Source organism: Virgibacillus sp. W0181 (assembly GCF_051846915.1).
Taxonomy (GTDB): Bacteria; Bacillota; Bacilli; order Bacillales; family Amphibacillaceae; genus JBPYCR01.
Map to the genome: position 1 here is coordinate 1 of NZ_JBPYCR010000058.1, position 11,624 is coordinate 11,624.

Here is an 11,624-nt window from a genome sequence, read left to right on the forward strand (position 1 = left end):
GCAATTTGTTCACGCAGATTCACCTCTCCAAAAGGTTCTCCATATTGAAAGCTCTCAGGTAACGTTAAAACCTGATTCGCTATTCGCCTCCATAGTTTTAAAGGGAAATGGTATTGATCTACAGCATCTGTACGAAAATTGACACGAACGGACGCTTTCTTCTCCACCCTCTTTTTGCTAGTGGGAATTAGGGCTTCCTGGGATAAAGAAGGCTCTAATCGATTAACAAAATAACCTTTTCGCCCTTCCCCGCGAATATAGCCCTCTGCTTCAAGTTGATTGTATGCCGATAAGGTTGTATTACGGCTGACTTGAAGAGAAGCTGCAAGTTTTCGAATAGAAGGTAGTTGTTCATCAGCTTTCACATTGCCTTGTTCAATCAATGATTTAAACTGTTCGTAGATTTGTTTGTATTTGGGAGTGCTTTCGTTGAAGACAAAAAGGTAATTTTTCATATAAACCTTCTCCTGACATGCTTAATTAATTAAAACTGTATCTTTTTAAATGTCAATTTATATCATACTATATTTTATAAGAGTAATAAATATATTCAAACACGAAATTGATGAGGGGTGATGATCATGTATATTCCAAAGCACTTTGAAATCAAAGATGAAGAAGAAATTTATGAGCTAATTGAGAATAATAGCTTTGCTACGCTCTTTTCCCAACACGAGGGTCATCCGTATGCGACCCACCTTCCTTTGATTTTAGATAAAGAAGAAAGATATTTGTACAGCCACTTTGCCAAACCGAATATGCAATGGAAAGATATAGAGGAACAGGAAGTGCTTGCTGTTTTTCAGGGGCCGCATTGTTATATCTCGTCTTCCTGGTATGAAACAGATAAAGCTGTTCCGACATGGAATTACATCGCTGCTCATGTATACGGAAAGGTTGAAATCATCGACGGCGAAGAAATGATGGATTCCCTTAAAGATATGGTATTAAAATATGAAGAACCAAATAGTTCATATCAATGGGATCAATTGGATGCTCATTTTTTAGAAGGGCAGGCAAAAGGAATTGTTGGATTCAAAATCAAGATTGATAAAATGGAAGGAAAAGCAAAATTGAGCCAACATCATTCCACGGAGCGATTAAAGCTTGTTACTTCACAACTGGAACAATCTACTAGTGAGAATGAAAGGGAAATTGCATCACAAATGAAAACAATTCTTAGAAAGAAAAAACTAAAGAATTAAATGTGCTTTCTTTGATAAAACAGCACATAATAACATTAATAACAATCATTTTTGAAAGCGAGGAATTTTTATGCGTTTTGAAACGAAAGCTGTTCACTCTGGGCGCCAGGTTGACAAAACAACTGGCGCGGTGTCTACGCCAATTCATCTCTCTACTACATTCGAACGAGCTGCGGATGGGTCTTATCCAAATGCATTCGAATATGGTCGGGAGGATAATCCTAATCGTCGTGCTCTGGAAGATTGCATGACGGCGCTTGAGAACGGACATGATTGCGTCACTTTCGGATCAGGAATGGCAGCAATCGCGTCAGTAATTGAGGCATTACCTACGGATAAACCCCGCCGGTTGATTATGCCAAACGATATGTATTTTGGTATTCGTTCGCTTATTACGGAAACGGATATTGGATCAAGATTTGACATTGTGGTCATTGACATGACAGACCTCCATGCGGTTGAAAAGGCGATAAAAAGTGCCCCAACCGGCCTGGTTTGGATCGAGACACCTTCTAATCCACTTCTGAAGGTTACCGATATTGAAGCAATTACCAAGATGGCACAGCAGGCCGGGGCTTACACCGCGGTTGACAATACGTGGGCAACTCCAGTTTTGCAGCGGCCCCTTACTCATGGAGCTGATTTATCAATCCATTCTATAACAAAATATATCGGAGGTCATAGTGATTTAATGATTGGTGCAGTTGTGGCAAGATCAGGTAGTCCTATGTTGACCAATCTACGAGCTTGGCAACATTCAAAAGGTGCTGTGCCTTCTCCATTCGACTGCTGGCTAGCACTTCGTGGTGTGCAATCGCTAGCTCCACGTATGATGACCCATTGTTCAAACGCATTGGCAATTGCAGAATTTTTGAACCAGCATCCGAATGTTGAAGCCGTTCATTACCCTGGTCTTCCTGATCATCCAGGACATCATATTGCCACACGGCAGATGAGCTCATTCGGTGGTATGTTGTCGTTTCAGGTGAAAGGCGGCGAGCGTGAAGCAATGGCTGTCGCTGCAAAGGTACGATTATTTACCCGTGCTACAAGTTTAGGTGGAACGCACAGTCTCATTGAGCACCGTTCTTCCGTTGAAGGAAGTAAAACGATGGCTCCAGCAAATCTTTTACGTGTATCGATCGGGATCGAAAATGTGGATGATCTCAAAGAGGATTTATTGCAGGCGCTTGAATAGATAAAATGAAATTTCATTAGAATCTGATGGGCCAGACATTTTTGATCTTCCTAAAACTAGCGTTATTGTTGACTAGCGAAGGGCTAATTTTTCAGTAGAGCACTGATAAATTAGCTCATTTTTTTCTTCCAAAATCATTTTAAATCCACACTTCCTTAAAGTTATCCTATTCCAATTGCAGTTCAAATTCTTCCTGACTATACCCTGTCAACCAGCGAATGATTTCATCGACTTCCGCTTTAGTACGCCCTTTTTTCTTTGCCTTTGAAATATAGTGTGGATAAACTTTCGCAAAACTCATCGTATAAATTTTATGTTTACTCATAATTAACCCTCCCTTGTATTACACTTTCCTACCTTTGCACAAAATAGAGGACTAATTAAAATCTCATTAGTCCCCTATACTCGTTATATTTAATTTTAAAGAACTTTAGCAAGAAGACTCCATCTTCAAGCTTTAACCCTGGCAATAAAGTGGAGATAGGGTTGGCTTGCGGTCAAGACGGAAGCCCCCTAAGTGGCGGGTGGTTCACGAAGCTCCTGCTCCTTCAAATTCCACTTCTGCTTCGACTTCACCGGCACGTTGATATTCTTCCAGCACTGCTTTCTGGATTTTCGCACGTGTATTGGAGTTTATCGGATGTGCTATGTCTCTGAACTCGCCATCCGGTGTTCGTTTTGAAGGCATTGCAACAAACAATCCATTATTACCGTCGATAACACGAATATCATGGACGACAAATTCTTGGTCAAAAGTAATCGATGCAATGGCTCGCATTCTGCCTTCCGTATTTACGCGGCGCAATCTTACGTCAGTTACTTCCATGATGTCTCACCACCTTTTCCCAATTTGAACTTAGTTACAATAATTCAACAAAAAGGAAAAAAGTCCTGCTAAATAAATAAAAAAGTTTAAAAATTAACTAAATATTTATAATCAACGGGACAAAACGACCTATAATAGTTCATAAAGCTCCCATCCTTTTTTCTTAAAGATAAGCGCCCAAAAGCTCTATTTCCTTTTCCCATAAGAAATAATAATACTCCTCTCAAAGTGGAGTTTCAATATCAACCGTTCGCTTTTATATTGCCGGGATGAACGTGTATCTGATTTTGCTTCATATTTACATCCGTAATTTTGATTAACGACACATAGTCATCAATGACCCGTTCATCTTCCTCATCATCCGCTTCAGCCAATACTCCAATCGCTTTTACATTCGCCTGAAACTCCGCCAACAAACTTCGCATGCCTGTGATCGTACCGCCCGCCTTCATGAAGTCATCAATAATACAAACGTTGGATCCATCAGGCAAACTGCGCTTCGGCAAAACCATCGTTTGAATCTTTTTGGAGGAACCGGATACATAATTAATGCTGACAGATGAGCCTTCTGTTACTTTTGGATCTCTTCTCACAATAACAACAGGCACATTCAAGCAGGCAGCAACAGCATAAGCTAACGGAATTCCTTTCGTTGCCACTGTGACGACGACATCAATTTCCAGGTTAGCAAATGTTGATGCAAAAATACGGCCAATCTGTTTAACCATGTGCGGATCACCCAAAATATCACTCATATAAAGATACCCGCCAGGCAAAATACGTACGGGGTCTTCCAACATGTTACATAGTTTGTTTATAAATACCGTCGTCTTTTCGTCAGAATAAGCAGGAATGTATTTAACTCCTCCAGATGCACCTGATATTCTTTCCAAATGTCCAATGCCTTCATGATGAAACATCTCGTCAATAATATCCAAATCTTCACTAATGGACGATTTCGATGCATTGAATCTATCAGAAAAATGCGGCAACTGTATATGCTGTCTTGGATGGTCAAGAAAATGGCTTGTCAAGGCTATCAATCGATTACTTCTTTTCATTACTACACCCCAAACCCGAATATTTACTTCCTAATATACCATTTTCATACGGATTTACGCAATATTTAGCCTAAAATACGGACCACATACACTTCATTACAAAACCCGCGTAAACCATTGCATATTCTTTGACCTTTTTTTTCCTGCTTCACTAAACCATAGATCGTTGGACCACTTCCACTCATGAGCCCGCCCATCACTCCTGCTTGAACCATCCTTTGTTTAATTTCTTTTACCTCGGGATGAAGCTCCGTTGTTATTTGCTCCAAAACATTTGCGGTGTACATACACAACATATCAAAGTCACTAAACTTTAATGCTTGAATAATATTGTCAGTCTGTGGGTGAACGATGTCTACTGTATCCAACAATTGAAAAATCTTTGTAGTCGAGACACCTATATCCGGCTTGGCCAAAACAACCCAACATGCGGGTGGCCTAGGTAAAGGAGTTACCTTTTCTCCGCGCCCTTGTACTAAAGCTGTTTTATTATAAACACAGAAAGGTACATCCGATCCGATTTCAATGCCGATACCGGCTAACGCTTTATTGGATAATTGCAAATTCCATAAACGATTTAATCCACGCAGGACTGCTGCTGCATCAGCACTCCCACCACCAAGACCTGCTGCTACAGGTATGCTTTTTTTTATTTTAATATGGACACCTTTTTTTATGTTGAGCCAATCTTTCATTACTTTTGCTGCTTTATATGCCAAATTGCGCTCATCACTCGGCACGTATCTCGTTGCTACGGAAACTTGAATTTCATTTGACGGCAAAGATTCCAGTTCAATCCGGTCATATAGATCAATTGTTGTCATGATCATTTCCACTTCATGGTATCCATCATCGCGTTTTCCCAATACATCCAGTGATAAATTAATCTTTGCCGGGGCTTTTTCAAATACACGCATAACGTCACCTACTCGCTTAAACGTTTGCTCCACTCTCAAGGAGACCTCTACTGTATTTGAATTGTATCATATCTTTGCATATAAATAGTGGCATATACGCACTAGTAAACCTGCTCATTTCCCCAAAACCTTAGTCATAAAAGGGCAAAAAGACTTAACAAAAAGGGGAACAAGCCCGCATTCTTCACACGATACCAAGTTACTTGAACCTTCTCCCATAAACAGATGCGCTGTTTGTTGAGAATTGCTCATTTACGATACGCTTCAACCGCTTTATTAATCCGATCTATTGCAGCTGCTGCTGCTTTATGATTTTGTGAAAAATTAATGCGAAAACTATCGGTGAATTGGGGGCCAAATTCTGTGCCTGGGGTTACAATTACATTTGCCTGATTACGAAGAACCTTCACAAACTCTTCTAAGGTAACCGTTAATTCTGGCAGCTTTGGGAACAGGTAACTACCTGCTTCTGTAGCTCTTACTTGAATTCCTTTAATGGAAAGTAACTTCCTGATCAGATCGTCACGAATAGCTTGATGTTGTTCAATTCGTTTTACCATCCAGCCATCCGGTTCATTAAACCACGAATTCAGTACCACCTGACTATAGCCACTTGCCCGAAGAGAAACAATAGCCTGCAGCTTCTCCATCCGGTCAATAATTTTAGAAGATCCAAATGCAACACCTAATCTATACCCACTTAAGGACTCTGTTTTAGAAGGTCCCATTATTGTTATTAAATTTTCGGGATCTAAAATTTTCTGAGCAGATATATGCGTATAATATTGTCCTTCAAACACTAGTCGAGCGTAAAGCTCGTCGACAATGACCTTTACTTCGTACTGCTGCGCTAGTTTAGCAATTTCTCTAATTTCATTTTGCGAATAGACTACCCCTGTTGGATTATTTGGATTAGAAAATAAAAACAGTTTAACACCTGCTTTAAAAGACGCCTCCAGCTGAGTTAAATCGACTCCCGCCTCTGATGTTGAACGAAGATAATCCATTTGAATAGGAATTACCTCGCCATCAAAAAATTCTACCAACTTTCGATTGGCAAAATAGTCCGGTTTTACGATAGCAACTTTATCATTTCGCGAAAGGCTTGCACCCATTGCCAAGAAAAGGGCTCCTTGTGTTCCCGGTGTTATAATAAGGTTTTTATCTGCATCAATCTTTGTACTGGTAAAATTAGCAAGCTTCTCTGCGGTTTCTTCCCGTATTTTTTTATTGCCCCGATATTCGGTATATGCTTGCTTGCTACCAATTTGAACCCCTTCTATGAATTGATCCAATGTGCCGGGAATCGGTTCGAAAGCATCCACATCACCATGTGAAAAGTCTACTGGTATACCAGGTATTTTATCGACTTGCATCTCCACTTTATTATTTTTCTGTCGCACCTCTTGCCCCGGTGCATTTTCAACTCCAAGCTTTGAAAATTTCATCTCTACAGAATCCATAAACAACCCTCTTTCATTACATATTTGCAAATTATTTACACCAATATGAAGCGGAAGACCGCGTTTACTTAATAAGAAAAGCGCAAGCGCCCTGCTTAGAAACGTAGCGACTGGACCGAAGCAACTGAGATAAAGGAATCACGATGAGCATGGCGAATCAATGATGACTTATCGTAAGGCGCTGCGGGAAGTCGCCTAGTTTCTGGGCGATTAAGCTAGACAGCTATGCGCAAAAATTTATACTTTCTTACCTTTATATAAAAAAGAGTGCCCTTCAGAAGATACGAGCAACGTCTCCGAAGGTACCGGAAGCAGTCGCCGCTCGCTTCAATAAGGATCACTCTTTTATATACTGTCTATTCTACTGTTGTTAATTTTGATTCAATTTCCTTCATGATTTCACCTGCTTTTTCCCAATCTCCCGCTGATAAAGCGGATTGGTATGCATTAAACAGATCGGAAAATTCTTTCAGGATTGCTTCAGCACCAGCAATTGGCTCTTGATCAATTTGCTGTTCATCTGACTCTTCACCTGCACCTGCTTCTCCCTCTTCATCTTCCGGTTCGGCAGCTTCCGGATCAATCAAACCTAAAATCTTCTCCAGCGATTTCTCAAAAGTTTCTTCCATAACGATTTCATCTTCATAAGCCATCACAACCTGCTTTACTTCCGGCAAGGATGTTTCATTGGAAGATTCAATGTAAATAGGTTCTACATACAACACCGTATCTTCAATTGGTATTGCGAGCAAATTACCGCGAATCACTTCTGAACCACCTTGAGACCATAAGTTTAATTGCTGTGAAATATAGCTGTCCTGATTAATTCGGTTCTCAATTTGTTGCGGACCATAAATGTTTTTCTGTTTTGGAAACTGATAAATAAACATATCACCGTAATGCTCTCCATCATTTCTTACACCAATCCAGGCAATCATGTTCTGCCGGTTTTTAGGCGTGTAAGGCATCATTAAAATAAACTCTTCTTCTTCCGCTTCCGGCATTCTCATCGTTATATAGTATGGTTCCATTTCAATGTCCTTGTTAAAGTATTTTTCTGTTGGGAACTGCCAAAAGTCTTCTCGGTTATAAAATACTTCCAGATTGGACATATGATACGTTCCATACATGGCGGATTGAATTTTAAACAGCATTTCCGGATAACGAATATGTGCTCTAACATCCTCTGGCATATCTTCTTTGAATAGTTCCGGGAACATATTTTTATAAGTTTGCAATAAAGGGTCTTCTGGATCGGCAACATAAAAGTCAACTTCGCCCGAATAAGCGTCCATAACAACCTTTACGGAATTTCGGATGTAGTTTTCATTTCCTTTATGCGCTTCGGAATATGGATAATTTTCTGCTGATAAATAGGCATCCAGCATCCAAGCGAGCGTTCCGTCTTCACGAATAAAAATATACGGGTCACTGTCATAACGGAAAAAAGGCGCAATTCGTTTCACACGATCCATAATATTACGCGTATCCAACAACTGACTCTCACTCGTTATCTGGTCAGATACGAGCATGCGGAACGATCCTTCACTTAGAGCAAACAAGAAGCGATTAAATCCATTTAACGGTATCCCAGTTCGCTCTTCAAAACGATTCGATTCATTCTGGTCCCCTGTTGGATAATCAAACTCATCAACTTTTGAATTTACGATTACGTTTGGATAAGGTTCTTCCCCAAAATAGATTTGCTCTCTGCTAATATCAAATTCACCTTGTGCAGGCAAGTTTTTCATTAAATATTTCGGTTGTCCCTGACTAGTTACTTCATTTACATGGCTCATCGCAATCCCGTAGCCGTGTGTGTATCTTAAATTCTTGTTCACCCACGTTTGTGCTTGGGAAGGAAGGTCAGCCGTGCTCAGCTCTCGTGCACCGATAAACACTTGCTCATAATTACCATCAATTTCATAACGATCAATATCCATATCATTGAATTTGTAATACGTTCGGAACGTTTGCAATTGATTATATATATCCAGCAACGGTCTAGAATCATTTAGACGAACATTATTAATGGTAAGTTCATTCCGTTCGACCATTTCCTTTGTCAAAGAATAATCCCCCGGATGTTCCTCCACTTTTATTTTATCCAAATCATATGCCGCTCTTGTAAAGTCAAGATTATGCTGTAAGTACGGACTTTCTTTGGAAAATTCATTCGGCGATACGATAAAGTTCTGCACGACTACGGATGCTGCTTGCCCTGCAACAAGCACAAATGCATAAACGATAACCGGCATCATAATTGACTGAAGTTTCTTGCGCCCCAGTGCGACAATAATCCATATTGCAGCAATAACCGCAACAGCGGCAAGCACATAAGACTTCGGAATATTAATTAATTCATCCGTATAACTAAGTCCGTAAACAGTACTTTTTTGAAATATATTTACTTGATTCGTGAGCAGTGTCCCGTAAGGCTCCAATGCATGCAAACCAGCTAGAAGTAAACCGAGGACTCCAATCGTTACACTTAGATGAATCTGCGCCGATCGACTCATACGATAAATATGAAAGACCGAATAAGCGGCTATTTGTGCAATTAAAAAGAGTAACGTTAACCCAAATAATACATAAACGATGAACTCTAGAAAAGGTAAAATAAATATATAAAAAGAAACGTCCATATTAAAATAAGGGTCTTTTACACCGAATGCCGTATGGTTTAACAGTTTTAAGGCGGGCTCCCACCCGACACCTTGGAGAATTGTGCTGCCTATGACACCAACAACTGCAGAACATCCAAGCATAATTAAACTCATCTGTTTGCGGTGAAGCATAATTGGTGGTAATTGTTCACGGCCAAAGTGACTTACATAAGTATGCCGAATCCAAAACAACGTAAAATATGTACAAATAAAAAACAAAACAAATCCTGATACCCCTAAAGCTACCTTACTTGTGAAAATAGTCATGAATATGCTCTCATAGCCAAGTGTATCCATCCATATGTAATCCGTCAGCCACTGAAATACAATAAAGCCGACAACGATAAGTACGAGCAACAACGCTATAATAAAACGCATTCTTTTACCGATTTTACCCCATTTTTCAAACCGATTATTCCGAGAACTCAATGTTCAAACCTCCAATAACATTCTATCCTATTTTAATAGTAACAGATTTATGTACTTGTGAACATAAGAAAGAAATTTAAGATTGAGTCAAGTATTTGTGGGTGATTATTTGAAAGGTTAAAAAATCCACCTTTTTTTGTATAGATTACCTTCATTCTTATTCACGCTGCCGCCGTTGGCACACACTTCTGGGAAACTACTCAACTACATTGGAAACACAGAACACTTCCTGCGGGATTTTTGCCTGTTGCTTTTCCCACTGGAGCATTCCCGTCTGATTGGTGTTCGGATACTGAAAACTATAAAGGTCTTCATGCTAGATAAATAACTTTAGAAACCTTTCAATCCCTTTAAAGCTGCGAAAACAGGCTTTCTGATCGTTTGCTGGAGATAGGCTACATTATTCCTTGTGGCTTCTCCTACCTGCTTTGAAAGCTTCTCTACAAAGTGCTTTGGTGGTTTCTCTTGCTCTAGATCTTTCGTTGGCTCTAGTTTCCCTTGCAAAGTTATGATTTCTTTTCCATCTTTTAATGCGACCATGACATCAATGAATTTCATGATTCCGTCTTCACACCAACTTCGCCCATTTTTTAAGCGCTTGGCAAACACACTCATTGTTCCTTCGCCACTTCCCATAGGACGGAAATGTGTTGTATCGATTCCTTTATCTTCTAGCTTTTCACGGTAGTCTTCAAGTGCTTCTGGATACTGTGACAATTGGGCAATCAATGCTTCTAATTGTTCCTCTTTTTTCTCGTTTCCAATGGTTCCAACTGCACTATTTAATTCTGTCATAAATCCATCTGCATCATAAGCTGCAAGTTTCTTTCGGATGGAACGGTATCTTGGATGATCTCGGAAGATTCGTTGCACATCTCTTGCGACATGAAAACGATCAATAACGAAGATCGCATTGTGCCGGAAGTATTCACGACAGGATGTAATCCACTGTGCACCATCACCGTTAATCACCAAGTGGTGCCGAGTTGGATCGTATTCATAAGTTTCTACCAAAAATTCTTCAAATTCTTCCCAAAAAGGTAACTTTCTTCTATGAATAAAATGTTGCTTTTCTACCAACTTCGCTCGTTTTCCATTCATTTCCCATCCTTGATGGATCGCTGATATTTTTAATTCTCTACCTTTTCTTCCTTTTTCCTGGCTCTTTGTATATAATCCATCCACTTCTACAAAAATAACATCCTTTTCTAACGGTTGTTTTTCTTTGGGAATCACTTCCGTGTTCAGGACCTGTTGTCGGATTCCTTCGTGGCTAATCACGGGATAACCCAAAAGGGTTTCTAATGCATTTGCCGCCTGACGATAGGAAACACCCGTTACAGCTAATTCAATTGCTAGATCTTGTACAACAGGACTCATCATCTGACCACCATCAAAAGCAAGGTGTTGATCTAAAAGGGAAACATAATTTCCAGTTTCGCGATCAAAGTAATAATTCCTTCGAAGATCGACGTGACCAAACATAGAATCAAATGTCATCCTTCTTTTATCTCTTAATTCAAACCTTTTTTTATCCCTGTTTTCAGCAATCGTCTTATCCATGTGCATCAACACTTCTGCCATCACTTCGGAAAATGTTTCTTGAAGTGCACGGTATGTTATCTGTTCTAATTCTTTCATTGTGATTTGAGATATGATATCTTTCATTTAGAGGTCCTCTTTTCTTTGGATAGTTGTTGTGTTGTAACTTTAACTATACAAAAGAGAGGCCTCTTTTTCATGGTTATTGCCCATAATCCAAATAATACCCCTACACAAACCTCTAACATGTGACATTCTATCTAACATATATTAGAGTAATTAGTTCATGTGTTCCCCCATAAACATTTTACTCATAC

At 39.6% G+C, this 11,624-nt stretch carries 9 protein-coding genes and 1 pseudogene; 2 read left to right on the forward strand and 8 right to left on the reverse strand.

Annotated features, from left to right (window positions below; genetic code table 11):
• Positions 1-455: GntR family transcriptional regulator (locus ACLIBG_RS15165; protein ID WP_439313604.1), on the reverse strand; the 455-nt coding region annotated here is incomplete at its 3' end.
• Between the two features lie 126 nt (positions 456-581).
• On the opposite strand from ACLIBG_RS15165, the gene ACLIBG_RS15170 reads away from it, so the two are divergent.
• Together ACLIBG_RS15170 and ACLIBG_RS15175 are read left to right on the forward strand one after the other, a co-directional pair.
• On the forward strand, positions 582-1,205 hold the full coding sequence (locus ACLIBG_RS15170) for an FMN-binding negative transcriptional regulator (RefSeq protein WP_439312968.1): 624 nt from the start codon (positions 582-584) through the stop codon (positions 1,203-1,205).
• A 70-nt stretch (positions 1,206-1,275) separates the two neighbouring features.
• Positions 1,276-2,403, forward strand: a complete 1,128-nt coding sequence (locus ACLIBG_RS15175) for a trans-sulfuration enzyme family protein (protein ID WP_439313605.1) — start codon at positions 1,276-1,278, stop codon at positions 2,401-2,403.
• Between the two features lie 169 nt (positions 2,404-2,572).
• Here the strand turns inward: ACLIBG_RS15175 and ACLIBG_RS15180 are convergent.
• The 7 genes and pseudogenes from ACLIBG_RS15180 to ACLIBG_RS15210 form a co-directional block, all read right to left on the reverse strand.
• Positions 2,573-2,728 (reverse strand): annotated as a pseudogene (locus ACLIBG_RS15180) (DUF2200 family protein); the annotation flags it as partial.
• Positions 2,729-2,932: 204 nt separating this feature from the next.
• Complete coding sequence (gene spoVG, locus ACLIBG_RS15185) at positions 2,933-3,229, reverse strand: septation regulator SpoVG (RefSeq protein WP_439313606.1); 297 nt, start codon at positions 3,227-3,229, stop codon at positions 2,933-2,935.
• 242 nt (positions 3,230-3,471) lie between these two features.
• The gene (gene purR, locus ACLIBG_RS15190) at positions 3,472-4,290 is read right to left on the reverse strand and encodes a pur operon repressor (protein ID WP_439313607.1); all 819 of its coding nucleotides are present in this window, start codon (positions 4,288-4,290) and stop codon (positions 3,472-3,474) included.
• Positions 4,291-4,355: 65 nt separating this feature from the next.
• Positions 4,356-5,207 (reverse strand): 4-(cytidine 5'-diphospho)-2-C-methyl-D-erythritol kinase, encoded by an 852-nt coding sequence (gene ispE / locus ACLIBG_RS15195; protein WP_439313611.1) that lies wholly within the window; start codon positions 5,205-5,207, stop codon positions 4,356-4,358.
• 248 nt (positions 5,208-5,455) lie between these two features.
• The gene (locus tag ACLIBG_RS15200; protein WP_439313608.1) at positions 5,456-6,670 is read right to left on the reverse strand and encodes a pyridoxal phosphate-dependent aminotransferase; all 1,215 of its coding nucleotides are present in this window, start codon (positions 6,668-6,670) and stop codon (positions 5,456-5,458) included.
• A 356-nt stretch (positions 6,671-7,026) separates the two neighbouring features.
• Positions 7,027-9,765: a UPF0182 family membrane protein gene (locus ACLIBG_RS15205; protein WP_439313609.1), complete on the reverse strand. Its 2,739-nt coding sequence runs from the start codon at positions 9,763-9,765 to the stop codon at positions 7,027-7,029.
• A gap of 330 nt (positions 9,766-10,095) precedes the next feature.
• Positions 10,096-11,433 carry an ISLre2 family transposase gene (locus ACLIBG_RS15210; RefSeq protein ID WP_439313610.1) on the reverse strand — a complete coding sequence of 446 codons (1,338 nt, stop codon included), beginning with the start codon at positions 11,431-11,433 and terminating at the stop codon, positions 10,096-10,098.
• Positions 11,434-11,624 lie beyond the last annotated feature (191 nt).